The organism is Mycoplasmopsis cynos, assembly GCF_900660545.1.
In the GTDB taxonomy this organism is placed as follows: Bacteria; Bacillota_I; Bacilli_A; order Mycoplasmatales; family Metamycoplasmataceae; genus Mycoplasmopsis; species Mycoplasmopsis cynos.
In genome coordinates this window covers 105,644-132,540 of the sequence record NZ_LR214986.1, presented here as the reverse complement: position 1 = coordinate 132,540, position 26,897 = coordinate 105,644, and the positions used below count along the sequence as shown (strand labels likewise).

Genomic DNA, 26,897 nt, shown 5'->3' with positions numbered 1-26,897 from the left:
TTGCTAAAAAAAAAAAAAAAAAAAAAGGAACTTGTTCATTTTGCGATGATAAATTGATAAGTTTTATAATGATTGATTACTAAAATTTTCTCGTACTACATACACAACTAATTATTAAATCTATATTAAGTATTTTTAACAATTTTTAAGTATTAAGGAGAATAATGAATAAATACAAGAAAATTTTTAGTGGTCTTGGATTATTATCAATTTCAACATTAATTGGTGCTGGTGTGGTTGCTTGTGCTAAAACAAAAGTAGAAAAAGAAGAAACTCCAGCCCCAGGAACTAGTGATTCAAAAGACCTAGCAACTATTAAAAATGAAGCTTCAGTAGAAGTTGAAAAGCTTCAAGGGCACGAAAAGTATGCTGAATTAAAAGCAATTATTGATAAAGAAAATGCAACTATTGAGGAATTAAATTCAGCTAAAACATCTGCAATTGAAGAATTAAATAAATACAAAAAAGAAGTTCAAACAGCTGTTGAAGCAATTACAGATAACGCCAAAAAAGAAGAATTAAAAAAAGAAATTGAAACCGCAAATTCATATAATGATTTAAAAACTATAAAAGATAAAATTGAACCAAAATCATCCCCTGAAGATAAACCAAAAAATGATGGTAAAGACAATCCGGATAAAAAAGAAGGTGAAACCGATAGTTCAAATCAAGGAAAAAACGAAGGCTCAACCGGTAAAGATAATAATGTAAAAACTAAACCAGAAAAGGGTAAAGAAAATGAAGGTGAAAATCCTGCGCCTGGAACACCACAAACACCTACTGAAATGACAGTTGAACAAAAAGCAGAACTATTAAATAAATTTATTGTAATATAGAATATCCTGATAAAAATGCTCCAGCAAAGACAACATTAAAAGCAAAAGTTGAAGAAATTAAAAATGAGGTTAATAAAACAGAAACTGAAAAATTAATGAATTTAACTACTTTTGAAACAGAACTTAATAAAATAAAAAAAGCTCTTACAAAAATAATCAAGGATATTGAAGCATTGGAATATCCAAATCCTCAGTTAAAGCCTAATGTAGAAATACATGCTAAAGCAAAGTTTAAAGCAAAATTAAATATTTTAATAAAAGAAGAAGATATTTTAAAAGTTTTACCTAGTGATTGAGCAGAAAAAGTTAAGAAATATAATGAAGTATTTATTAAAATTGGAACATTTATTAAAACTGATAGTTTAAAAAAAGGTTTTGCACAAACAGATAACTCAACCGATAAAGGTAGAACAGAAGAATTATTAATTTATAATATTTACGAGACACTAAGAGCAAACTATGAAAAGAAGATTAAAAACTTAAATTTAGAAATGAAAAAATCTAAAGAGTTTATTGAAAAATTTGTAAAAATTAAACAAAAAGGGCATAAGAAAAATGTTGAATGATTACTTGTAGAAGTAACAAAAGTATTAAATGAATTTAAAAATGCTGAAATAGAAAAAAATAAAATGGCCTAATTTTTCAATAGTTAAGAATTTTTATCAAAAAATTAAATAATATTAAAAAATATATTTAGTGCATTGCGGAAAGCGCAATGCTTTTTGATTTTAATATCTAACTATAATTAATAACTATTAAAATCAAAAAATTGTGAAACATAAAATTTTATTACATTTACTCAATATCTTAAAAAAGATGAATTTTATCTTTTTTAAGATCATAAATACATTTTTTATAGTCAAATAAGTTAAATTCAACATTTTACTGCATTTTGCTAAAAAAAAAAAAAAAAAAAGGAACTTGTTCATTTTGCGATGATAAATTGATAAGTTTTATAATGATTGATTACTAAAATTTTCTCGTACTACATACACAACTAATTATTAAACCTACATTAAGTATTTTTAACAATTTTTAAGTATTAAGGAGAATAATGAATAAATACAAGAAAATTTTTAGTGGTCTTGGATTATTATCAATTTCAACATTAATTGGTGCTGGTGTGGTTGCTTGTGCTAAAACAAAAGTAGAAAAAGAAGAAACTCCAGCCCCAGGAACTAGTGATTCAAAAGACCTAGCAACTATTAAAAATGAAGCTTCATTAGAAGTTGAAAAGCTTCAAGGTCACGAAAAGTATACTGAATTAAAAGCAATTATTGATAAAGAAAATGCAACTATTGAGGAATTAAGTTCAGCTAAAACATCTGCAATTGAAGAATTAAATAAATACAAAGAAAAAGTTCAAACAGCTATTGAAGCAATTACAGATAGCACCAAAAAAGAAGAATTGAAAAAAGAAATTGAAACTGCAAATTCATATAATGATTTAAAAACTATAAAAGATAAAATTGAGCCAAAATCATCCCCTGAAGATAAACTAGAAAATGATGGTAAAGACAATCCGGATAAAAAAGAAGGTGAAACCGATAGTTCAAATCAAGGAAAAAACGAAGGCTCAACCGGTAAAGATAATAATGGAAAAACTAAACCAGAAAAGGGTAAAGAAAATGAAGGTGAAAATCCTGCGCCTGGAACACCACAAACACCTACTGAAATGACAGTTGAACAAAAAGCAACAGCTTTAATAGCTGAAATTAAAAAAAATGCAATAGGGTATCCGAAAGATACAGCTCCAGCACTAAAAACATTAGAAAATGAAGTTAACAAAATCAAGAGCGAGGCAAATAAAACAAATGATGTTAGATTGGCTAGTTTAGTGTCTTTTGAAGCTGAGTTAAAAAATATTAAAGATGCTCTTACAAAAGCTATTAAAGACATTGATGCATTACCTTATCCTGAAGTACAATTAAATCCTCAAAAAGAAAAATTTGCTAAGGAAAAGTTTAAAGATAAGCTAAACACTTTAACAAAAGTAGATGAAATTTCAAAAGTTTTACCAACAGATTGAGCTGAAAAAATTAATAAATATAATGATGTGTTTAAAACTATAGGAGATTTTATTAATACTAATAATTTAAAGAAAGGTTTTGTTCAAACTGATAATTCAACAACAGGCGATAGAACAGAATATATTTTAATTTACAATATTTATGAAACATTGAGAAAAAACTATGTAGATAAGATAAAAGTTCTAAAACTAGATGAACAAAAAACAAAAACATATAGTGATAAATTCAACAAAATCAACCAAGGTAATATTAAGAAACAACAAAAAACCGTTGATTGGTTACTTGAGCAAACTAAAAAAATGATAGATGAATTTAAAAAAGCAGAAGGTGAGTCTAAAAAAACAAAACAAACAACAAAAATGCCATCAGTCTCAACTTCTCAAAAACAATAAAAAGTATTTGTTTTTACTTTCTATATATTAAAAGCATTGTGATTAAATATCACAATGCTTTTTGAACATAATATTTAATAATAAAAAAATATAATAGGTAGCTCTAAAATATAATACATTTGTGAAAATGAAAATTTAGATTCAATAAGCTAAGTTCTAAATTAGAATTTTTTATGAGTTTTCTTATCACTTTTTAATATTTTATTAAACAACAAAAAGATTTTTCTGTATTTTACTTCATTTTGCTAAAAAAAAAAAAAAAAAAGGAACTTGTTCATTTTGCGATGATAAATTGATAAGTTTTATAATGATTGATTACTAAAATTTTCTCGTACTACATACACAACTAATTATTAAATCTATATTAAGTATTTTTAACAATTTTTAAGTATTAAGGAGAATAATGAATAAATACAAGAAAATTTTTAGTGGTCTTGGATTATTATCAATTTCAACATTAATTGGTGCTAGTGTGGTAGCTTGTGCTAATAAAAAACCTAAACCAAGTGATTCTAGTACAGAAGGAATAGATCAAAACAATAATCAGGGAAATTCATCAAAACCAGAAGATGGAGAAAATACACCTGGAAATCCTACTCCAGAAGCACCTAAAACACCAGAAAAAACACCTCAGCAAGGTGATGGTTCATCAAATGAAAACTCAGGAAATACTAGTGAAACTGATAAAAAAGATAAACTAGGTGAAGGAATGAAAAAAGAACCAGAAAAAGATGAAAAAAATGAAGGTGGAAATCAAAATAATACCGGTGAAAATAGTCATACACCAGCTCCAAAAGTAACTGCTGATGAAAAATATGCAACAATAAAAGAAAAAATTGATAAAATGACTAATATTAATGCTTCAGCAAAAACAAAATTAAAACAAATGCTTGAAGAGATAAAAAATAAACAAGAATTAAAAGAAGAACAAAAACTTCAAGAATTAACAATGTTTGATAAAAATATTGATAATTTGGGCGCAAAACTACAAGAAGCAATTAAGGAATTTGATAAATTATTTGATTTTAGTGAATTTAATGAAAATTCAAGACCAGAGAAACCAAAAAATCAAGAAAATGTTGAAGAAAAGGAATATCCTGCACAGAAATATCTAAAAGAAAAGTTGAGCGGATTAGTTTCAGCAACAGATGTGTCGAAAGTTTTAGATGAATATAAAACAAAATTTAGCAAGTATAAAGGAATTATTAATAGCGATAAATTTAATGGAACTGAATATAATGATGCAAGAAAAAAAGGTTTAAATGGTCGTTTAGCTAAATTTTATAATGATGATAACCAAGATAAAGAATATACAGAAGCATTATTGATTTGAAATGTTTATGCCACAATCTATAGAGATGGATTTAAAAATAAAATTAGTAAATACGCAATAGTTCCTGAACAGACTAGACAAACATTTACAACAGATTCGAAAGTGGCGGAAATCCCGGCATCTAAAAAAACAAATCCTGGCATTGATCTTAATGAATTAGAGAAAAAAGTAAATAAAATGGTCGAAACTGTTATCTTAGTTGCGAAAAAAGCGGCAGAATTAAATATAGAAAAAGTGATTTTGAATGATAAATCAAAGGAACAACCTGCTGAATTAATAAAAAAACTAAGCAATTTTAAAGATAAAGCAAAGACAATTCAAGATCTTGATAATGTCATTTCAAAAACAAAAGAAATTGCTAATATTGTAAAATCCATTATTAATGACGCAAAAAATGTCGATGAAGCTAAGAAAAAAATAGAGTCTGTTAATGGTGAAAATATAGATAAAATTAAAAGTGAACTAGACAAAGTTAAAGCAGAATTAACTAAGAAGAAAAATTAATAAATTATTTAAATTAAATTTTAAAATGTCGATTTTAATAATATTTCGGCATTTTAAAATTTAATTTTTACGTTTAAATAAAAAATGAAAAACATATTATTCATAATGATGATGATAAAACTAAAACAGATTAAAAAATGAAAAAAAACTAAATATTATTAACATTAATTATAGTCAAATAGGTTAAAATCAACATTATATTACACTTTGCTAAAAAAAAAAAAAAAAAGGAACTTGTTCATTTTGCGATGATAAATTGATAAGTTTTATAATGATTGATCACTAAAATTTTCTCGTACTACATACACAACTAATTATTAAATCTATATTAAGTATTTTTAACAATTTTTAAGTATTAAGGAGAATAATGAATAAATACAAGAAAATTTTTAGTGGTCTTGGATTATTATCAATTTCAACATTAATTGGTGCTAGTGTGGTTGCTTGTGCTAGAACAAAAGTAGAAAAAGAAGAAACTCCAGCCCCAGGAACTAGTGATTCAAAAGACCTAGCAACTATTAAAAATGAAGCTTCAGCAGAAGTTGAAAAGCTTCAAGGGCACGAAAAGTATGCTGAATTAAAAGCAATTATTGATAAAGAAAATGCAACTATTGAGGAATTAAATTCAGCTAAAACATCTGCAATTGAAGAATTAAATAATTATAAAAACATAGTTCAAACAGCTATTGAAGCAATTACAGATAACACCAAAAAAGAAGAATTAAAAAAAGAAATTGAAACCGCAAATTCATATAATGATTTAAAAACTATAAAAGATAAAATTGAGCCAAAATCATCCCCTGACGCTAAACCAGAAAATGATGGTAAGGATAATCCGGATAAAAAAGAAGGTGAAACCGATAGTTCAAATCAAGGAAAAAACGAAGGCTCAACCGGTAAAGATAATAATGGAAAAACTGAACCAGAAAAAGATAAAAAAAATGAAGGTGGAAAACAAAATAATACCGGTGAAAATAGTCATACACCAACTCCAAAAGTAATGACTGTTGATGAAAAAGTGACCGAATTATATTCACTAGTTGATCAATTTCCTTATCCAACAACAGAAACTAAAGTAGAAGATTCAACAAAAACCTCACTTAAAAATGAAGTAAAAGCAATTAAAGACAAAACTGTTGATGATAATACAAAATTACAAGAATTAAATATCTTGGAAGCTAAATTTAAGGAATACAAAACAAAAATTGAAAAATACAAAGAAATAATTAATAATCCTAAATTTAAATCAAATAAATATGATGACTCAAAAATCAAAGCTCTATATGGCAGTTTAGTAAAATTATTTAACAAAGATCTTAATCCACAATATACAGAAGATGAATTTATTTGAAATGTTTATGAAACATTTAGAAGGATATCATTCGATAAAAATTCACCACTAACTCAAAAAAGACCTAAAGTTTATGAATATGGAATAGTTCCTGATAGCGAAAAAGAAAAAAGTTCTAAATTTGAGGTTCTTGGTGATAATAAAAAGATGAATCATGGTATAAAAATTGAACAATTAGAACAAAAAATTAATGATATTGTCAATTTTGTAATTGATATTGCTAAAAAGGCAGCTAATTTAAATATTGATAAAATTAAATATACAAATGATAATGATCAAGAAAAACCGACAGAATTAATTGCTAAATTAAAAACATTTGTAACAAACACTTCTAACATTGCAAATATAGATACATTAATTGATAAAGTTAAACAAATAGCAACAAAAGTTCGAGATATTATTGCTACTACTAAAGATGGTGATAAAGCTAATATAAAAGATAAAATTAATAAAATTGTTGCAAATAATGTTGATGAAGTGATAACAGAACTTGGAAAATTAAAACCTGCAGGTAGCGCTCCATCAAAAGCAAATTAATTATTAAAAATCACCTAAATATAGGTGATTTTTACATAAATTTGTAAATGGTTTTTAAAAACTAGCACATAGCTAGTTTTTAAAATTATTTAACTGTTTGTTCTGAAAATTTCTCATTTTCAACTACAAAGAACTTGTCACCTTCTTGAATTCCATATGGTTTTAAAGCTTCAACTGCATTTTTTGCATCACTAGCAATTAAATTAAACAATTTTTTTGAATCAACAGAAACAAAAACACTTGAATATGCACCATTTTTTCGTTTTCTAAAATACCAATAACAATAGAATTAGGGCGGAATTTAGCAACACGTTTTAATAATTCACCTGTTCTAGATAATACAACTATGTATTTGTATTCACCTTCTTTTGCTTTACGAGCAACCTCATAAGCAATTTTTGAACGTTTATCATCTTGTTGTTCTTTTGATCAAACTTTCTCAAGTTTTCTTTCATAATAATTTCTTGAGTAGAAGTCTTTTTCAGCACGTTTTGATATTGCTATCATTGTTTTTATAGCTTCAACAGGGAATAAACCATTAGCGCTCTCTCCTGATAACATCGTTGAATCAGCTCCTAATTCTACTGCATAATAAACATCAGTTACTTCTGTACGAGTTGGATGTGGTGAATTTTCCATTGAATCCAACATTTGAGTCGCCACAATAACAAGCTTACCTGCTTCATGGCACTTACGGATCATTTGTTTTTGGTAATAAGGAACATCATAATAAGGAATTTCAAGACCTAAATCACCACGAGCAACCATAATTCCATCCGAAGCTTCAATTATTTCATCAATATTCATACATCCTAAATGAGATTCGATTTTAGAAATAATTTGAATGTGACTTCCGCCGTTATCATTTAATAATTTTCTCAATTCTTTAACATTTTTAGCTGTATTAACAAATGAAGCAGCTACATAGTTTATTCCTTGTTTAATCCCGAATAAAACATCATCAATGTCTTTTTGCGCTAAGAAAGGCAATGTAAAGTCAACACCAGGTAAATTAACACGCTTATTTGTTTTTAGTACATGTGTGTTTTCAGCTTTAACTTTTACATATCCTTTACCAACTTCAATAACAACTGTTGATAATTTACCATCACAATAAGAACTTGATTTCCAACTTCAAGATCTTTAGCCATATCATAAGCAACTGAAATTTCTGTTGATGTTCCTTCTAATGTTTGGAATTTTTCAAGGGTTGTATGAATTAATATTATAGTATTAGCTTCTACTTTTTGTTTTCCATCTTTCATCTTTCCAATACGGATTTCTGGTCCTTTTGTATCTAACATAAGTGAAATAGTAATAGATACAATTATAATAACTAATCCGGTATGAATAAAGAACCAAAAAAACCTGGTAACGATCAAATTCCTCCAGTAACACTTGAACAAAAATTACAAAAAACAAATATGAAAATAGAAGTTTTAGGCTATCCAGATAAAAATGCAAAAGCAAAACTACTTTAAAAACAAAAGCTTTAAGCTTTAAAACTATTGAAAAATTAAGTAAATTCGATGAACAACTTGATCAAATTAAATCAAAACTTGATGAAGTTATTTAAAATATCGATAAGCTACCATACCCAAAAAAAGATATTAAATTAGACAAAAACAAAGAAAAATCAGCTAAGGATAGATTTAAAGAAAAATTAAATGATAAATCAAGTGTTAATGAAATTTCGAATGTTTTACCATCAGATTGAGAAGCAAAAATTAAAAAATATAATGATGTATTATCATCTTTAAGCAACCTACTTAATAATTCACAAATTACAAATTTAAAAAAGGATTTCTACAAACTGATAATTCAATAGGGGAAGGGCAGAACTAAAAGTTTATTAATTTTTAATATTTATGAAACCGCTAGACGTTCTGGTTTTATACCTAAAATTAATTCATTGAGTAAATTATCAAAAGAAAATAAAGATAAGTTTAAAAAATAAGCAGATGAAATAAAAAATAATCAATCGCAAAATCATGGTAAGAATATTGAATAATTAATTGAAAATGTTAAAAAGTTAAATTTAATTTTAAAAAAATGCTCAAGATGAAGATAAAAAACCTTTTTCATCACAAGGAGCTTCAAATTAAAAAAATGCTTAATAAAGCATAGATAATAATTTAAAGAGCATTTTAATCATGCTCTTTTTATATAAAATTATAGAAAAATATTTTTTACATTTAAAATTATACATTATTAAATAGTAAAAATATGTAAGTTTTTGTTGCTTTTTTATACTTAAATATAGATTTTAAAGTTAAATTCAACATTTTACTACACTTTGCTAAAAAAAAAAAAAAAAAAGGAACTTGTTCGTTTTGTAAAGTAAATTGATAAATTTTTACAATGATTGATCACTAAAATTTTATCGTACTACATACATAACTAATTATTAAATCTATATTAAGTATTTTTAACAATTTTTAAGTATTAAGGAGAATAATGAATAAATACAAGAAAATTTTTAGTGGTCTTGGATTATTATCAATTTCAACATTAATTGGTGCTAGTGTGGTTGCTTGTGCTAAAACAAAAGTAGAAAAAGAAGAAACTCCAGCCCCAGGAACTAGTGATTCAAAAGACCTAGCAACTATTAAAAATGAAGCTTTAGCAGAAGTTGAAAAACTTCAAGGGCACAAAAAGTATACTGAATTAAAAGCAATTATTGATAAAGAAAATGCAACTATTGAGGAATTAAATTCAGCTAAAACATCTGCAATTGAAGAATTAAATAAATACAAAGAAGAAGTTCAAACAGCTATTGAAGCAATTATAGATAACACCAAAAAAGAAGAATTAAAAAAAGAAATTGAAACTGCAAATTCATATAATGATTTAAAAACTATAAAAGATAAAATTGAGTCAAAACCATCCCCTGAAAATAAACCAAAAAATGATGGTAAGGATAATCCAAATAAAAAACCAGGTGAAACCGATAGTTCAAATCAAGGAAAAAACGAAGACTCAACCAGTAAAGATAATAATGGAAAAACAGAACCAGAAAAGGGCAAAGAAAATGAAGGTAAAGACACTACACCTAAAGACGGAAAAGAACAAATGCCTCCTAAAGTAATGACTGTTGATGAAAAAGTACAAAAGTTAAATTCATTAGTTGTCGAAATTCCTTTTCCCGATCCAAATACACCAACAAAACAATATTTAAAATCAAAAGTTGAAGAAATTAAAAATAAACAAATAAGTGACAATGATAAATTAAATGAATTAACTATGCTAGAAACTACATTTAAAGAATACAAAATGAAAGTAGAGAAATATAAAGGGATTATTGACAACACAAAATTTAAATCATCTAAGTATGGTAGTCCACAAATTAATGGACTAAATGGTCGTTTATCTAAGTTATTCGGCGATGATCCAAAAGGCGAATATACTGAAAGTGAGTTAATTTGACAAATTTATGAAACCTTCAGAAGAAGTGCGTTTGTAAAATCCAAAAATTTCACACCAAAAATATATGAATATGTAATTGTTGATGATTCTGAAAAGAATAAACATTCGACAATGTTTGAAGCTCTTGCTGATGATAAAAAGAAAAATCATAATATTGATATCACTCAATTAGAACAAAAAATTAATAATATTGTTAATTTTACAATTGAGATCGCTAAAAAAGCAGCAAACAAAAATATTGATAAAATTAAATATACAAATACTGCCTCAGATACAGAAAAACCTGATATGTTAATTGAAAAATTAAAAAGCTTTGTTACCACAACAACTAACCTTGCTGATATAGATATATTAATTAATAAAATTAAACAAATAGTATCTAAAGTTCAAGAAGTTGTGACATCTGGTACAAAAAATAAAGATGATAAAATAAAAGATAAAATCAATAAAATTGATGCAAATAATGTTGATGAAGTGATAACAAAACTTGGAAAATTAAAACCTGCAAGTAGCGCTCCATCAAAAACAAATTAATTATTAAAAATTACCTAAATGGGTGATTTTTGCATAAATTTGTAAATGGTTTTTAAAAACTAGCACATAGCTAGTTTTTAAAATTATTTAACTGTTTGTTCTGAAAATTTCTCATTTTCAACTACAAAGAACTTGTCACCTTCTTGAATTCCATATGGTTTTAAAGCTTCGACTGCATTTTTTGCATCACTAGCAATTAAACTAAACAATTTTTTTGAATCAACAGAAACAAAAACACTTGAATATGCACCAAAACCACCTAAAAGTTTTTCGTTTTCTAAAATACCAATAACAATAGAATTAGGACGGAATTTAGCAACACGTTTTAATAATTCACCTGTTCTAGATAATACAACTATGTATTTGTATTCACCTTCTTTTGCTTTACGAGCAACCTCATAAGCAATTTTTGAACGTTTATCATCTTGTTGTTCTTTTGATCAAACTTTCTCAAGTTGTCTTTCATAATAATTTCTTGAGTAGAAGTCTTTTTCAGCACGTTTTGATATTGCTGTCATTGTTTTTACAGCTTCAACAGGGAATAAACCATTAGCACTCTCTCCTGATAACATTGTTGAATCAGCTCCCAATTCTACTGCATAATAAACGTCAGTTACTTCTGCACGAGTTGGATGTGGTGAATTTTCCATTGAATCCAACATTTGAGTCGCCACAATAACAAGCTTACCTGCTTCACGGCACTTACGGATCATTTGTTTTTGGTAATAAGGAACATCATAATAAGGAATTTCAAGACCTAAATCACCACGAGCAACCATAATTCCATCCGAAGCTTCAATTATTTCATCAATATTCATACATCCTAAATGAGATTCGATTTTAGAAATAATTTGAATATGACTTCCACCGTTATCATTTAATAATTTTCTCAATTCTTTAACATTTTTAGCTGTATTAACAAATGAAGCGGCTACATAGTTTATTCCTTGTTTAATCCCGAATAAAACATCATCAATGTCTTTTTGCGCTAAGAAAGGCAATGTAAAGTCAACACCAGGTAAATTAACACGTTTATTTGTTTTTAGTACATGTGTGTTTTCAGCTTTAACTTTTACATATCCTTTACCAACTTCAATAACAACTGTTGATAATTTACCATCATCAATAAGAACTTGATTTCCAACTTCAAGATCTTTAGCCATATCATAAGCAACTGAAATTTCTGTTGATGTTCCTTCTAATGTTTGGAATTTTTCAGGGGTTGTATGAATTAATATTATAGTATTAGCTTCTACTTTTTGTTTTCCATCTTTCATCTTTCCAATACGGATTTCTGGTCCTTTTGTATCTAACATAAGTGAAATAGGAATGTTAAGATCTTTACTTACCCTTTTTGCTAAGTTAAATTTGTTTTCTTGTTCTTCATGCGAACCGTGACTAAAGTTAGCACGAATTGTTGTAACACCGTTTTCAACAAGTTGACGTAATACTTCATAATTATCACTTGAAGGTCCGATAGTTGCGACAAGTTTTGTTCTTTTATCAGTAATTTTCATTTAAAAATACTCCTAGTTTTTTAAAAATTAATGTCATTTTTATATGTTTAAATTTTAGCAAAGTTTTTATTTTTTTAAATAATAAAATCAATTAAATTATATGAAAACTTGTTCTATCTAAAAAAATAAAAAACTTGTTTATTAAATCAAAATATAAAAAGCTTTTTTAATAAAATGAACCAACTCTCAAAATTTAGAATATAATAATATTTATGGAAAATAAATATACCGCAGATAGTATTAAACAATTAAAAGGATTAGAGGCTGTTAGAAAACGTCCAGGAATGTACATCGGTTCAACTGATGTTTATGGATTGCATCATTTACTCTGAGAAATAGTTGATAATTCAATTGATGAAGCTTTAGCCGGATATGCAAATAAAATTATTGTAAAATTAAGAAAAGATGGTTCAGTACTTGTCTCAGATAATGGTAGAGGAATACCTGTTGAAAAAGCAAAAAATGAAAATAAAACAGCTGTTGAAATTGTTTTCACTCAACTTCATGCTGGTGGTAAATTTGATTCAAACACTTATAAATCATCCGGGGGACTACACGGTGTTGGTTCGAGCGTTACAAATGCGTTTTCGACTAAATTAATAGCAACCATTGCAAGGAATGGAAAACTATATCAAACTGAATTTGAACAAGATAAAATAATTACTAGAACTCATGAAATTGGTACTTCAAAATCAACTGGTACAACAGTTGAGTTTTGACCAGATTATAAACTTTTCAAAAAAGCTAAATTAAGTTTTGAAAGGATTTCAGAAAGATTACAGGAAAGCTCTTTTTTAATTTCAGATTTATTAATAATTTTAATTGATGAAGAAACAAATCAAGAAAAAAAATTCCAATATAAAAATGGATTAGAAACTTTTTTAGACTTTTTAAACAATTCTAAGACTAATGTGTCAAATCCTATTTCATATAACGATACTAAAAGGAATATTGAAGTAAGTTTTTCATTTCAATGATGTGATACTTATAATGAAGAATTAATTTTAAGTTTTGTTAATAATGTAAAAACTAAAGATGGCGGCACTCATGTTCTAGGTGCTAAAAATGCTTTTAATAAAATTTTTAATCTTTATGCGCATCGAGAAGGGGTTTTAAAAGGAAATAATTCATTTGATATTAGTGATATTTTAGAAGGGCTTACATGTATTTTATCTGTAAAAATTCCTGAAAACCTTTTAGAATTTGTTAGTCAAACAAAAGATAAATTAGGAACACCTGAAGCAAAAATAGTTGTTGAAGAAATTATCTCATTGTACCTTGAAAAATGAATCCAAGATAATAAAAAGATTGCAAAAGTCGTTTTAACTAAAATTAAAAAAGCATATGATGTTAGAATTGAAACTAAAAAGAAAAGAGATGAAGCACGAACATCTAAAAAAACTTTAACTGAGAAAAAAATTATTAGCGATAAATTAACTCCGGCAACATCTAAAAAAGCTGCTGAAAGAGAACTTTTCTTAGTCGAAGGTGATTCAGCTGGTGGATCAGCTAAGAGTGGGAGAGATAGAAATTTTCAAGCAATTCTACCTCTTAGAGGTAAAGTAATAAATTCAGAAAAAACTAGTCTAACTGAATTGTTAAAAAATGAAGAAATTTCAACTATTGTTAATGCAATAGGAGCAGGAATTGGCAAAGATTTTGATATAAATAAATCTCAATATGGAAAAATTGTCATTATGACTGATGCTGATACTGATGGAGCACATATTCAATGCTTATTATTAACATTTTTCTATCGATATATGAAACCTCTAATTGAAAATGGAAGAGTTTATATCGCAATTCCTCCTTTGTATAAATTAACTAATAAATCTAAAAAAACAGTACAATATGTTTGAGATGATGAAGAATTAAGAGAAATTTTACAAAATCAAAGACAATCTTTAGAAATTCAACGTTATAAAGGTCTTGGTGAAATGAATGCAGACCAACTTTGAGAAACAACAATGAATCCAGAAACTAGAACCTTAATAAGAACAACAGTTGATGATGCCTCATTAGCTGAAAGAAGAGTAAGCACTCTTATGAGTAATGATTCTTCAAAAAGAAAAGAATGAATTGATAAAAACATTGACTTTGACGATTATGATGATTATTTAGAAAAATTCGCAAGATAGTTCTTGCGTTTTTTTATCAAAATTAATAAAATTCAATTTGTTATAATATTAATATGAAAATAAATTTGAAAAGATCATTTTTCGCACTTGGAATTGCTTGTTCTAGTATTCTATTACCAATTATTACTTTCGCTTGTACAATAAAAGACACAAATAATCAAAAAGATGCATTAATTTATAATAAATGAGAAAATGCATTCGAACTTATTAATGAAGATAATTTCGGATCACATTTTGATTTAATTTATAATAATATTTCTTCTAAAAATAAAAACTCTAAATTATTACAAAAATACCAAGACTTCTTCTCTTTTAAAGGAAGTGGTGAATTAAATAAAGATTCTCAAAATAAGAATTATTTATTTAAGTTAAAAGATGATTTAAAACCTATCGATGAAATTGAATTTATTGAACAAAAAAACAAAAAAATATATTTGAAATATGAATATAACGAGAACACAAGAACCTTGATAATTAAATATAGGGTCAAAAATATAAATAAGGAATTTCAACAAAAATTAACTATTCCAAAAAATAATGATAACATTATTAATAAACAAAATAAACTAAAAAATAATAAACAATCTGACGTTTCTAAAATCATTAAAAAAGCACCAATTAATTATCAATATGATAGTTCAAATAACTACTATGCTGAATTAGAAGGAAAAAAAGGACAAAAGTTATTTGAAGCTATTATTAATTTACAAACCAAAAACAATAAAAAATTAAAAACACTTTCATATAACAAACTACCTGAATTTTATAATAAGTATGATGCTTTTAAAGATAAGTATTATGAAAAAGACGGAACTCTCTTAGATATTTACTCAGAAAATCCGTATGGAAAAGATCCATATGAATATAAAACATATATTAAAGGCTCTGGGACAAACGAAGGTGATGGCACCAATAGAGAACACATAATTCCTCAATCGTGATTTAATAAGGCTGAACCAATTAGACATGATGCTCATTTTGTCTGACCTACTGATATAAAAGTTAATAATATTAGAAGCAATTGACCTCACGGGAATGTTGTCAATCCAACTAATACTACAAAAAATCTTTCAAAGCTGGGTAAGGATCAAAATAATCAAGTGGTTTTTGAGCCAATTGATGAATTTAAAGGAGATATAGCTAGAGCATATTTATATTTTTTAATAACTTATGCTAAAGATAAAATTAATTATAAAAACAGTATTTATACTAATGCATTCCCTTATATAAAAAAGGAATTTCTTAATACATATTTAAATTGAAACATTCAAGATAAAGTTGATGCTTGAGATATCCATAGAAATAATGTTATTTTTCAATATCAAGGGAATCGAAATCCATTTATTGATTATCCCAATCTTTCAAATAGTTTATTTGGTGAAAATTTAGTTCCGTTTCATAATTTGGGTGTTCTAAAAGATATAACATAATACATAAATTGATTTAAAAATACCACAATGTGGTATTTTTAAATTTGGTTACTAAATTTCCTTTTTGTAATCAATATAAATTTGAGAAATGCTAGTTTTTTTCAATGATGCATTAATAACTTTTGCTAAAAAATCGCCTAAACTTACAATTTGAAGCTTCTTAAATTTCTTAACATTTTCAGTATTATCAATACTATTTGTAACAATAACTCTATCTACATCAGGATGATTTTCAAAAATTTCAAAACCTTTGGTAAAAATTCCGTGTGTTGCGGCAACAATAACCTTTTTAGCTCCATTTGCTTTTAAAGTTTCAACTGCTTTCAAAATAGTTCCACCAGTATCGATAATATCATCAATAATAACAGCATTTTGATTTTCGATATTACCTAAAATTCCCATAACTTCAGTTTGATTAACACCAATTCTTCTTTTGTCAATAATACAAATTTGCACTGTATCAGCAATCAATTCAGCCAATTTTCTGGCTCTTACAGTTCCACCGTGATCAGGCGAAACAACGGTAAATTTTTCTCCTGTTTCTTTAAGCGCTTTTGCGATTGGATATTGACCTTTTAAATCATCAACAGGAACATTGAAAAAACCTTGAATTGAAGGATTATGTAAGTCAACACAAGTTATCTTTGTAGCTCCTGCTTTTTCTAATAAATCTGCTACTAGTTTTGCGCCAATTGGTTGTCGACCGCTAGCTTTACGATCTTGACGAGCATATCCATAGTAACTTAAAATAACATTTATTGACTTTGCACTAGCTCTTTTTAATGAGTCAATAAATAATAGAAGTTCCATTATGTTTTCATTTACTGGTCTTGATGTGCTAGCTATGATAAATGTTTCTTTATCACGAACTGTAGGTTCAGAAACAAGCATAACCTCACCATCTGCATACACTGTTCTTTCTATTTTTGAAAGCTTTATATTTAAAATTTTTGAAACTTCATTAGCTAAACTAAGTGAATTAGCCATTCCAAATAAAACTGTATTCTTTTTGTCCATTTAATGATATCCCTTGCTATTTTTATACTCTTATATTTTACATTTTTGTTTAATAATTTGAAAAATAAATTATAGGATTCTTAATTTAAATACAAAGTAATTCACTAAAATGAATAATTTTTTTCGCATTATTGAAAATACACTCAAAATTTTTATTTTTTGAGTGTAGAATACTAATATTATACTTATTATATTAGTTATCTTTAAGGCTTTTAAAATAGGCTTCAAAGTATTCCTGACCTAGATCCACTGAATAGAGATCTCAAAGATCAGCACCAGAATTTTCTTCGTCACTTTGTCCAACACTTATTACCTTTTTATCATTGTTATATCAAACATTGTAATACACAACGTTTGATAGCCTTTCTTTAGTATCATCTTTTAATTTATATGTACTTTTAGGGTCATCTGAATTAGTTATATAAAGACCTACAACATTGTAATTTTCATCAAAATCGGCACCTCATACGTTAATTATGTGTCCTGTTGTTCTCTTGCTGAACTTATTATTATGCGAAATGCCTAAAGGTTTATTCTTTACTAAAGCATCAATAAGTGTCTTAGAAAAAGTCTCTTTTTGTCATGTATGCGATACATTTGTTTTTTTAGTTAATATGTGTTTCCCAAATACATCTCCAAAAAATGACTTATGTAATTCAGGTATTTTATATTTAGATTCAGTATTACTTCCTCCGAATTTATCTTTTGCAGCATTATATGAATAACCATTTAAATAGTGGTCTACTAGCATATTAGGATTTACAAATGTTGATTTGTATCTAAATTTAAAAAATTCAAACATATTAGATTTTCAAACTTTATAACTTTTATTAGCAGAATTATCTTCATAATATTTCATTAATTCGCGGAGATCAAATTGCTTTTTTGTTGTCCCATTTTCAACTACATCATAAAATCCTTTAGAACTATCTTTTAAATAATCATCAACATACTTTTTATTTTGACGAAGTCAATAATGAAGTCAGTTAGCAGATGTAATTCCTGCGCAAAGTGCATTATCATCTCTGTCAAAGTCCTTATTAATGTCATATCATCAATCATCCGGTTGTCGTTCTTTTGTATATCTTCAACCACTATTCTCTATATTTTTAAATGCATTAGCATCAAACTTTACACCATCAAGAAACAGTGAATATTTTGCACGTTTTTTTTGAGTTAATAAAGCTGGATGTTTATTTCAAAATTCTTGATTTATTTCAATTGTTTTTTTACTATTTTCTATTGAAGGTGTAGTATTTAGATCATTAGGATTCTTTGTTTCATCTGGAACTCTATTATCTTGTTGCTTATGAATGTCTTTGCTTGGTGATTGAGGCTTTTTTGAGCTACCTAAACCTCTTTCCTCGACAATTGGAGATTTCAATTTGGGAGTAGTATTACTATCAGTAGAATTAGAAGAGTGAGAATTTTTTAATTGGGAGTTATCATTTTTCTTATCCGGTGACACAGAATGGCTCTTCCCAGTCTCTCTCTCTCTCTCTCTCTCGGTGTGTGTAAAACATTTCTATTTTTTTGGTTATTATTAGCACATTGGATTGACAAAAATACAGTGGAAAAAGATGCTAATATTGAAAAAAACATAAACTTTCTTTTCATCTTTCTAACTCCAATACATAATTTATTATTTTAAAAAATTATACAAGAAACTTAATAATTATGAGTGCTTTTTTAATTTTCTTGACGGCTGAAAATGAAAAATAAATTTTGTATTTTTTATAAAAAACAAAAAAGTAGAATGATAGTACATTCTACTTTTGCATTTTTATTTTTTTGTATGATTATAAATTATTTCCGCTAATTGTTCTTTTGACATTTCTTCATAGCCAAAAATGTTTAATTTTTCAGCAATTTTATGTAGTTGCTCATTTGGCAATTCTAAAATTTTTTTAATAATCATTTGTTTTTCAGACTCAGTTTTTGGCGTTGAATCATTAACAACAGTTGCTTCTTCTTCATTAACGCTTTGTTGTTTTGTTTGCGCATTATTAAAAAATGAATTTAAATCCGGTCCAAAAGGACTATTATTTTGAGCTTTATTCATTGCATCAAAGAAAATTTTTGCTTGGTTTTCTAATTCTTTTTGAATAAATAATTTCTTTATTTTTGAAATATTGTTTGCTGCAAAGAAAAGTTGAATAATATTAAATAAAATGACTATTCCAGATAATGAAGAATAAATTTTTGAATATATTGTTTCACCATTTGCGTATATATAACTAGTGCTAAAAAGTATTAAATTAATAATTGTCATTATTCCAATAAATTTTGCTAAAGTAATGGAAAAAGAAGAAATTCCAATAAATGTTTTTTTCTTATATGAATCAACAAGTGAAATAACAAATAATATTAATATAATAGCCGGTCCTATAAAAAATAAAATATCAATTACTAATCTTGTATTATAATATGGATTTGAATCATTTTTTTGTTCTGGTCCTTTTTTTATATTAGCATCTATGCTTTTTATAATCTCATCCTTAAATACCAAGTCTAAAACAAATAACCCCAAATATAAAAGAGTAATAATAGATCAAAATACAATAAATAAAATAAATCAAATTCTAAAATGTTGTTTTTCATTCTTTCATAAATCATTTAAGTCTAACTTATTAAAGTCAATTCCAAATATGTTTTTCATTATTCTCCTTTTAAAAATTCATCATAATCAAAATCAGCAATTTCAAATTCTTTTGGTGGCATAGAATAAAAACTCATTGCTTTACTTGTTATTGGATGAAAGAATTCTAATTTATAAGCATGTAATCTTTGCCCGAAATTATCTACTTCTTTATTATACAATGGATCTCCATAAACTGGATTTTTTATATATTTTAAATGAACTCTTATTTGATGGGTTCTTCCTGTTTCAAGTTCACATTTAACTAATGATTTAGGTTGATTATTTAAATAAAAACTTTTTAGCAAGGTTACATTAGTAATCGCTGGTTTAGAATTAATATTTGTTATTGTCATTTTTTGACGATCCTTAACACTTCTTCCGATTGGTAAATTAAGTCTTAATTTTTTATCTTCTAATATTCCATCGCAAATTGCTAAATATTTTCTATTTACATTATGAGTTGCAAACATTTCAGCAAGCTTATTATGAACTAAATTATTTTTAGCAATAATTAATAAACCGCTAGTATCTTTATCAATTCTATGTACAATTCCAGGCCTTAATAAGCCGTTTTCATTAGAAAGATTATTTTTAAAATGATACAAAAGACCATTTACTAAAGTTTTAGATGTATGTCCAGGTGAAGGATGTACAACTAAACCACTTGGTTTATCAATAATACACAAATATTCATCATCATAAATTATGTTAAGTTCAATATTTTCAGGAATAATATTAATCTCTTTATCAATTACTTTAATAACTTTAATTAATTGATTTTCTTTTACTTCAAACTTTGGTTTATTAACCTTTATTCCATCTACAAACACTGCTCCTTCTTGAATAAGAAGTTTAATATCATTACGTGTAATATCAGAATTATTCGCAATATATTTATCTACTCTTTCTGGATATTTAACAATAAGTTCTATCATTATAAAATTATAGCAAATAATAAGTTATGATAAAATTATTATATGTTAGGATTTTTAGAAAAAAGAATACAAAAAACACTTGATAAAGTGTCTAAAAAAATAAATCTAAGTGAGGCTGATATTTTAGAAGTAACTAGAGATATTAAACTTGCCTTGCTTGAAGCAGACGTTAATTTAAAAGTGGTAAAAGAGTTTATTAATAATGTTAAAGAAAAAGCTTTGAATGATCCAAACCTAAAAAAATTAAATCCCTCTCAGTATTTCATTAAAATTTTGCATGAAGAGCTTGTTAATATTTTAGGTGGTAAATCTAATGAATTAAAAGTCGATAAAAGACCATATGTAATAATGATGTGTGGTCTACAAGGATCAGGAAAAACTACCTCAACAGCTAAAATAGCATATTTTTTAAAGAAGAAGAAAATTATTAATAACCCTTTAGTAGTCGCTGCTGATATTTATAGACCTGCTGCTGTTGACCAATTAATTACATTAGCAAAAGGTATTCAAATTGATTATTATGAAGAAGGAGTAGATGTCTCAGTAGATCAAATTGTCACTAACGCTTTAAATAGAGCAAAAGAAAATAATAATGATCTTATAATTATAGATACTGCTGGTAGATTATCAATTGATGAACCATTAATGGACGAATTATTAAGGGTTAAAAAAATATCTCATCCTGATGAAATATTTTTTGTTGCTGATGCTTTATCTGGGCAAGACATTATTAACGTTGCTCAAACATTCCATGATAAATTAAAATTAACAGGAACTATCATTAACAAATTGGACTCAGATGCTCGTGGTGGTGCTGCATTAAGTTTGAGATATATTTTAAATATACCAATTAAATTTATTGGTACAGGGGAAAAAGTTTCAAACCTTGACATTTTCCATCCTGATAGAATGGCAGATAGAATCCTTGGTATGGGTGATGTCTTAAGCTTAATTGAGAAAGCTCAAGATGTAATTGATGAAGATAAAGCCACCAAAATGATTTATAAAATGTTCTCTGGCGAGTTTACTCTAGATGATTTGCTTGAACAAATCATGCAAGTTAAAAATATGGGGAAATTTGGAAAAATTTTAAAAATGCTTCCAGGCAATCTTGCTTCAAAAATAAATCAAGACCAAATTGATAAAGCAGAAGAAAAAATGTATTACTTTCAAATTTTAATGTCATCTATGACAATTAAAGAAAGAAAAAACCCAAAATTATTAAGACAAAATTCTAGAAAAGAAAGAATTCTCAAAGGAAGTGGAAGAACAGCACAAGAATTCAATAAACTATTAGCTGATTATGATGCGATGGTTAAAAGAATGAGTGAAATGGGCAAAAAACTAAAAAATGGTGGTGGAGGATTTGATCCAAAAATGTTTGGTTTATAGAAAAAGCTACGTAAGTAGTTTTTTATATTTTTCTCTAAATTTATAATATTTTCTCATTTTTTCCACAATTTAGCGAAGATTTTACTTAATGTTTTTTTTTTTTTTTTTTTCAAGTATAAATATATGGAAACGAAAAATATAAAAATTATAAAAAGGAAAAAAATGAAGAGAAAATTATTTTTATTTGGAACCGTAGGTTCTTTAATTGCTACACCACTTGTGGCTATTGCGTGTGCTAAAACTGACAACAATTCAACTCCAACACCAGAAATGAATACTGATGATGAGAGTAAATATACAAAAGAATTAACATTTTCAGTAATTGATAAAAAAGCAGATAATGCAACTATTGAGTTAAATGTAAAAAAAGAAAGTTCATTAGATACATCAAAGAAAATTATTATTTTTGCCATTGTTTCATATAAATATAATGATGGTACACCTAATAAAGAACACCACATCACAGCAGTAGGAACTCCTGTTGAAATTCAAAGCGAAAAAATAAAGGCGAAAGTACGTTTCAAAATTGCTTTTGATACTGAACAAAAAGAACATACAACAGAATACAAGGTTGTAAATCTTATTTTAACTGAAAAAGAACCACAACAAGGTGATAATATTCAAGAGTTATTAAAAAAATCTTATCCTTTAACAGCTGAAAACTCAAACGCTCAATCATTCAAATAATATAATGCACTATGTTTATGGTGCATTTTAATTTAAATTTTTGTATTTTTGATAATCAAGATAAAAATACAAGACTAAAATTATAAATATTTTATTTAATATATACTATAAAAGCGCTTTTTCAATATTAATAGAATCTACATTTTTACTTGTAAGAAGTCTATTAAATTTAATCATATATTCTTGCATTGTTTTAAAAAATGAACCGCTTTTTTATAAAGAAAAGCTAACTTTGTAACGGCAGATATTGAAATATCAAGTCCTCTTTCGAGTGCTCACATTTTTGAAAAACTCAAATATTTTTTGCTTGGTTCTTTAGTGAAATATTTTTTGCCATTATATTTGAATGAAATATATTTCATTGTCCGATGAATGAACTAATAAAACATTAGAATTAAAAGAAAAAACAACCTTTTATTTTCTAAATTAAATGCAGTAGAATTTTTATTGTTATATCTTACAACTCCATTTAAAACTTTTCTATTAATAACAAGATCAATGGCTCAATTGCCATTTTTCTTACCCTCTTGATTAAAAACATTATGTTTTGAAATTAATTTATTATTTCTTGTATTGTAATAATCTCTAAAGCCATCAGAGTTTAGCCTTAAGTCATTTAAATTCTTTAAATTATTTTTATCAATATAAACTTGATATTTACCTAATGCAGTTCTAAATGATCTTTCTACATATGGTTTATGAGTAGGACTAGATGAACATTTTATTTCTATACCTTTTTCATTTAGAATTTTTTCAAATGTTGTTTGATTGTTTTCATTACCCCAAAATGTTCTTCTTTTATCTGAATAAATCATCTTAGGAAAGCCGTGTTTTTAAAAACCATTTCTAGTAATCTTTGATAACCTAATGTTGTTTCTTATTCTTCAAATAAAACTGCTAATAAGCAAACAGCAGTCTCGTCAATAGCGTGATATAAACAGGCACTTCATCTTTAACTAAGATATAGTTTAAATTGTGTATCAATTTCAACTATTTCCCCGTAACTTAAATTTATTTTATTTCTTTAGCAACAATATAAAGGATCTCTCTATTTTTTTCAAAATTTGTTAATTTTTTTGTTTATTTAAATTGAATAATATTTCCATATATAAGTTATATCACTTTTATCAAACCTGTATCATTTTAATTCTTCCACTACCCTGTATAAAAATCTAGATTATTTCGCAGCACAATAAAAATAATAAAAAAATTTATTGACTTTCTATTCTTTATGCTATAATTATATCGCACATTAAAAAAGCCCAGGTGGCGGAATGGTAGACGCAAGGGACTTAAAATCCCTCGGTCGCAAGACCGTGCTGGTTCAAGTCCAGTCTTGGGCACCATAGTTGTGCGTCCTTAGCTCAGCAGGTAGAGCAAATGGCTTTTAACCATTGGGTCAGAGGTTCGAATCCTCTAGGACGTACCATTTCAGATTATTGACCAAAAAGCAGTTTTATAACTTGCTTTTTTTTTTTTTTTTTTGAAAAAAGCAAAAAGAAAAAGAAAAACACCTAGTTAGGTGTTTATAGGTCATTGATAATGATATGGTGCGAACGAATGGACTTGAACCATCGACCTCACGATTATCAGTCGTGTGCTCTAACCAGCTGAGCTACGCTCGCATAAGCAAAACTATTATACCATAAAAAAAGAATAGTAAAGCTTTATTATTAAAATTAACGTTTTGAAAATTGTCTTGCACGACGTGCTGCACGTAATCCTGGTTTCTTACGTTCTTTTGCACGAGCATCTCTTGTTAACATTCCAGCAGATTTTAATGTTGCACGATAATCTAAACTAGCTTCTAATAATGCACGAGCAATTCCTAGTCTAATTGCACCTGCTTGTCCGCTTAAACCACCACCAGAAACAATAACAGAAACATCAAATTGATTTACTGTCTCTGTTAAAACAAAAGGTTGATTAGCATCCTTTAAATAAATATCAGAAGTTAGATATTCACGAGCATCTCTTTTGTTAATTAAAAACTTTCCAGTTCCTTTTGTTAATTTAACACGAGCAACTGATGATTTTCTTCTTCCTAATCCACGATATTCAATGTTTTTAGTCATAATTATTTAACCTCTAATCTTTCTGGTTTTTGTGCTTCATGTTTGTGATCTGCGCCTGCATAAATAAATAAGTTACGACGTTGTTTATTTCCAAGTTTTGTATGAGGAATCATTCCATGTATTGCTTTTTCGATTAATGCTGTTGGTCTTTTAACTCTTAACTTTGCAGCAACAATGCTTTTTAATCCACCAGGATATCCTGAGTGTGAGTAATAAATTTTGTTATCTTCTTTTTTACCAGTTAAAATAATTTTTTCAGCATTAACAATAATTACATTATCACCCATATCTGAATTAGGTGTAAATGTTGGTTTATTTTTTCCTCTAAGTACAGAAGCCACAAATGCAGCTAAGCGACCCAAAACTTGACCTTCGGCGTCAACAACGTATCATTTTTTGTCTGCTTGTTGGGAATTAACGATTGTTGTTTGTCTCATTTTTCCTCCACGTTAATTTTTGTAAATCAATGTAAATTTTTTTATAAATTGCTTAGTTATTATACCATATAAAATATTTAATGCAAATTTTGAAAATAATAATTTTTGCACCTGCAAATAAAATATGTAAAATAACTTGAAAATAATATAAAAGTAAGTTAAAAATCTTTTTTCAAATAGGTTCTTCTTACTTTTTCAACAAATAATATTGCCCTAGTTTTATATTATTTTCTCTTTGTTTCTAACATTTTAATTAGAGATTATTGTTTATACTTTAATATTTCATAATACTATTTTTGCTTATAGTAAAGATTAGTGAAATCTTGATAAATTTCACAAGTTTTATTTAGCACTATTTTTATTTTTGAAAAATGAATTCCTCAAATTATTGTATAAAAAGTATTTAAATCAAAATTTATAAAATATTTTTTTCTATTTTATATCACATATATAGAGGGATACACAATGGATAATTACCAATTGTAATACCAAAAGTATAAATATAAGTATTTGAATTGTGTTCATTAATAGTATATTCCTTAGTAAAGTAAAAATCTTCTTGTACAAACCTTCATTTTCCGAGTCTTTCTTGAGCATTTTTAACACTCTGCTTTTTTATATATAATGATAAAAAAATCATTAAACCAATCAATGATCTAATTGTTAAAATAATGCATAAAAATATATTATTTTCTATTAAAATAATCATAAATGCAATATCAATTACGCCATTAAAAATAAAAAATAAGGTCCATAAAACAGGCAAAGTTAAGTTTTAATTGACTTTATTTTAGAATATTTCTTCTTTAAAACCACAGCTATCATTTGAAGATACATATTTTAGTTTTAGATTTACTAAACCATCGTCATCCTCGGATTCCGATAATTTCTTCTCAATTAGTTCTCTATTTTTAAAAATAATATTTGATATTGCTTTTACTAAATCAGTTTCTAAGAATAAAATAAGAGAACGGGCACCCATTGAATCATCAACATTATTAGCTACTAATGTGTAATATGCTTCAATTGAATCATCGAATATTAATTTTATGTTTTTTTCTTTTAATAAAAATTCTTTAATTTTCTTAATTTTATATTTTATAATGTCAAGTTTCATTTCTAATGAGGTTATTTTATTAAAAGGGATTATGTTTGGTATACCAATCCTATTTAAAATCTCGGGTCTTTTTAACTCATCGCTAAAATATTTTTTAACTTATGAAATAAAATGCTCTTGAATTTTTTTACTATCTCCGTCTTTGGGCATTGTAGAAGCACCTATGTTTGATGTAAAATAAATATATTATTGAAAACAACATTTCTATTCGATAGAAAAAAGCCACTATATTTGTGGCGATATTATTCATTGACTTTCTTTTTTCTTAAATAGATTATAAGAGAGAATTCTAAAATTCATAGTATTTTAATTATAAATAAAAACTAGTATTCATATAAAAAAATACTAATTATAATCTAAATTTCTAAGTTTTAATATCAATCATAAAAATGAAATTATTTGTTAAAAATAAAAAAATAAGCTTAACTTGATATTTAAAATATTTTATTATAGTTTTGAATAACAATTAAGGATAAATACAATCATAAAAATACGAATTAAAAACTCCTATTACTATTTTTTTATTTTGATAATCAAGAACAAAGATATCAATAATACAAATTAAAAA

At 26.4% G+C, this 26,897-nt stretch carries 22 protein-coding genes, 3 tRNA genes and 1 pseudogene; 13 read left to right on the top strand and 13 right to left on the bottom strand.

Annotation, left to right across the window (positions count from 1 at the left end; translation table 4 throughout):
• Positions 1–164 precede the first annotated feature (164 nt).
• The 5 genes from EXC48_RS04850 (at position 165) to EXC48_RS00925 (ending at position 6,983) form a co-directional block, all read left to right on the top strand.
• Entirely contained in the window at positions 165–836 is a 672-nt protein-coding gene (locus EXC48_RS04850; RefSeq protein ID WP_223216297.1) for a hypothetical protein, read from the top strand.
• Positions 837–931: 95 nt separating this feature from the next.
• On the top strand, positions 932–1,474 hold the full coding sequence (locus EXC48_RS04845) for a hypothetical protein (RefSeq protein WP_223216296.1): 543 nt from the start codon (positions 932–934) through the stop codon (positions 1,472–1,474).
• A 416-nt stretch (positions 1,475–1,890) separates the two neighbouring features.
• Positions 1,891–3,258: a hypothetical protein gene (locus EXC48_RS00935; RefSeq protein ID WP_129720444.1), complete on the top strand. Its 1,368-nt coding sequence runs from the start codon at positions 1,891–1,893 to the stop codon at positions 3,256–3,258.
• Positions 3,259–3,661: 403 nt separating this feature from the next.
• Positions 3,662–5,095: a hypothetical protein gene (locus EXC48_RS00930; RefSeq protein ID WP_129720443.1), complete on the top strand. Its 1,434-nt coding sequence runs from the start codon at positions 3,662–3,664 to the stop codon at positions 5,093–5,095.
• A gap of 367 nt (positions 5,096–5,462) precedes the next feature.
• A complete protein-coding gene (locus EXC48_RS00925; RefSeq protein ID WP_129720442.1) occupies positions 5,463–6,983 on the top strand; it encodes a hypothetical protein in 1,521 nt (506 codons plus the stop codon).
• 85 nt (positions 6,984–7,068) lie between these two features.
• Here EXC48_RS00925 and pyk (EXC48_RS00920) read toward each other — a convergent pair.
• Positions 7,069–8,362 (bottom strand): annotated as a pseudogene (pyk, locus tag EXC48_RS00920) (pyruvate kinase).
• Between pyk (EXC48_RS00920) and EXC48_RS05050 the strand changes: the two are divergent.
• Positions 8,330–8,464: a hypothetical protein gene (locus EXC48_RS05050; RefSeq protein WP_268814400.1), complete on the top strand. Its 135-nt coding sequence runs from the start codon at positions 8,330–8,332 to the stop codon at positions 8,462–8,464. The pseudogene pyk (EXC48_RS00920) and the gene EXC48_RS05050 overlap by 33 nt on opposite strands.
• 91 nt (positions 8,465–8,555) lie before the next feature.
• Here the strand turns inward: EXC48_RS05050 and EXC48_RS00915 are convergent, their stop codons facing one another.
• On the bottom strand, positions 8,556–8,747 hold the full coding sequence (locus EXC48_RS00915) for a hypothetical protein (protein ID WP_129720441.1): 192 nt from the start codon (positions 8,745–8,747) through the stop codon (positions 8,556–8,558).
• A gap of 693 nt (positions 8,748–9,440) precedes the next feature.
• Here EXC48_RS00915 and EXC48_RS00905 point away from each other — a divergent pair.
• Positions 9,441–10,943, top strand: a complete 1,503-nt coding sequence (locus EXC48_RS00905; RefSeq protein ID WP_129720439.1) for a hypothetical protein — start codon at positions 9,441–9,443, stop codon at positions 10,941–10,943.
• Positions 10,944–11,026: 83 nt separating this feature from the next.
• On the opposite strand, the gene pyk (EXC48_RS00900) is transcribed toward EXC48_RS00905, so the two are convergent.
• Positions 11,027–12,460: a pyruvate kinase gene (gene pyk / locus EXC48_RS00900; RefSeq protein WP_129720438.1), complete on the bottom strand. Its 1,434-nt coding sequence runs from the start codon at positions 12,458–12,460 to the stop codon at positions 11,027–11,029.
• Positions 12,461–12,672: 212 nt separating this feature from the next.
• Between pyk (EXC48_RS00900) and EXC48_RS00895 the strand changes: the two genes are divergently transcribed.
• Complete coding sequence (locus tag EXC48_RS00895; RefSeq protein WP_129720437.1) at positions 12,673–14,598, top strand: DNA gyrase/topoisomerase IV subunit B; 1,926 nt, start codon at positions 12,673–12,675, stop codon at positions 14,596–14,598.
• Between the two features lie 53 nt (positions 14,599–14,651).
• The gene (locus EXC48_RS00890; protein ID WP_129720436.1) at positions 14,652–16,028 is read left to right on the top strand and encodes an endonuclease; all 1,377 of its coding nucleotides are present in this window, start codon (positions 14,652–14,654) and stop codon (positions 16,026–16,028) included.
• A 51-nt stretch (positions 16,029–16,079) separates the two neighbouring features.
• Here the strand turns inward: EXC48_RS00890 and EXC48_RS00885 are convergent, their stop codons facing one another.
• The 4 genes from EXC48_RS00885 to EXC48_RS00870 form a co-directional block, all read right to left on the bottom strand.
• Positions 16,080–17,045 (bottom strand): ribose-phosphate pyrophosphokinase, encoded by a 966-nt coding sequence (locus tag EXC48_RS00885; RefSeq protein ID WP_015286970.1) that lies wholly within the window; start codon positions 17,043–17,045, stop codon positions 16,080–16,082.
• Positions 17,046–17,238: 193 nt separating this feature from the next.
• The gene (locus EXC48_RS00880) at positions 17,239–18,513 is read right to left on the bottom strand and encodes an IdeS/Mac family cysteine endopeptidase (RefSeq protein WP_129720435.1); all 1,275 of its coding nucleotides are present in this window, start codon (positions 18,511–18,513) and stop codon (positions 17,239–17,241) included.
• Between the two features lie 315 nt (positions 18,514–18,828).
• A complete protein-coding gene (locus EXC48_RS00875) occupies positions 18,829–19,704 on the bottom strand; it encodes a hypothetical protein (RefSeq protein WP_129720434.1) in 876 nt (291 codons plus the stop codon).
• Entirely contained in the window at positions 19,704–20,621 is a 918-nt protein-coding gene (locus EXC48_RS00870; RefSeq protein ID WP_129720433.1) for an RluA family pseudouridine synthase, read from the bottom strand. The genes EXC48_RS00875 and EXC48_RS00870 overlap by 1 nt, the downstream gene beginning before the upstream one ends.
• A 42-nt stretch (positions 20,622–20,663) precedes the next feature.
• On the opposite strand from EXC48_RS00870, the gene ffh reads away from it, so the two are divergent.
• Positions 20,664–22,013 carry a signal recognition particle protein gene (gene ffh / locus EXC48_RS00865; protein WP_129720432.1) on the top strand — a complete coding sequence of 450 codons (1,350 nt, stop codon included), beginning with the start codon at positions 20,664–20,666 and terminating at the stop codon, positions 22,011–22,013.
• Positions 22,014–22,175: 162 nt separating this feature from the next.
• Entirely contained in the window at positions 22,176–22,700 is a 525-nt protein-coding gene (locus EXC48_RS00860; protein WP_129720431.1) for a variable surface lipoprotein, read from the top strand.
• Positions 22,701–23,077: 377 nt separating this feature from the next.
• Here EXC48_RS00860 and EXC48_RS04685 read toward each other — a convergent pair whose 3' ends face one another.
• On the bottom strand, positions 23,078–23,515 hold the full coding sequence (locus EXC48_RS04685; RefSeq protein WP_197725027.1) for a transposase: 438 nt from the start codon (positions 23,513–23,515) through the stop codon (positions 23,078–23,080).
• A gap of 445 nt (positions 23,516–23,960) precedes the next feature.
• On the opposite strand from EXC48_RS04685, the gene EXC48_RS00850 reads away from it, so the two are divergent.
• Positions 23,961–24,046: transfer RNA gene (locus EXC48_RS00850), tRNA-Leu, on the top strand.
• A 7-nt stretch (positions 24,047–24,053) separates the two neighbouring features.
• Positions 24,054–24,129 (top strand) — tRNA-Lys (locus EXC48_RS00845).
• A gap of 119 nt (positions 24,130–24,248) precedes the next feature.
• Here EXC48_RS00845 and EXC48_RS00840 read toward each other — a convergent pair.
• The 5 genes from EXC48_RS00840 to EXC48_RS00820 all read right to left on the bottom strand — a co-directional run bounded on the left by EXC48_RS00840 (position 24,249) and on the right by EXC48_RS00820 (position 26,329).
• Positions 24,249–24,325, bottom strand: a tRNA-Ile gene (locus EXC48_RS00840).
• 54 nt (positions 24,326–24,379) lie between these two features.
• Entirely contained in the window at positions 24,380–24,775 is a 396-nt protein-coding gene (gene rpsI, locus EXC48_RS00835) for a 30S ribosomal protein S9 (protein WP_015286960.1), read from the bottom strand.
• Positions 24,776–24,777: 2 nt separating this feature from the next.
• Entirely contained in the window at positions 24,778–25,212 is a 435-nt protein-coding gene (gene rplM, locus EXC48_RS00830) for a 50S ribosomal protein L13 (protein WP_015286959.1), read from the bottom strand.
• A 415-nt stretch (positions 25,213–25,627) separates the two neighbouring features.
• Positions 25,628–25,921: a hypothetical protein gene (locus tag EXC48_RS00825; RefSeq protein WP_129720430.1), complete on the bottom strand. Its 294-nt coding sequence runs from the start codon at positions 25,919–25,921 to the stop codon at positions 25,628–25,630.
• Positions 25,922–26,002: 81 nt separating this feature from the next.
• Positions 26,003–26,329, bottom strand: a complete 327-nt coding sequence (locus tag EXC48_RS00820) for a hypothetical protein (protein ID WP_129720429.1) — start codon at positions 26,327–26,329, stop codon at positions 26,003–26,005.
• Positions 26,330–26,897 lie beyond the last annotated feature (568 nt).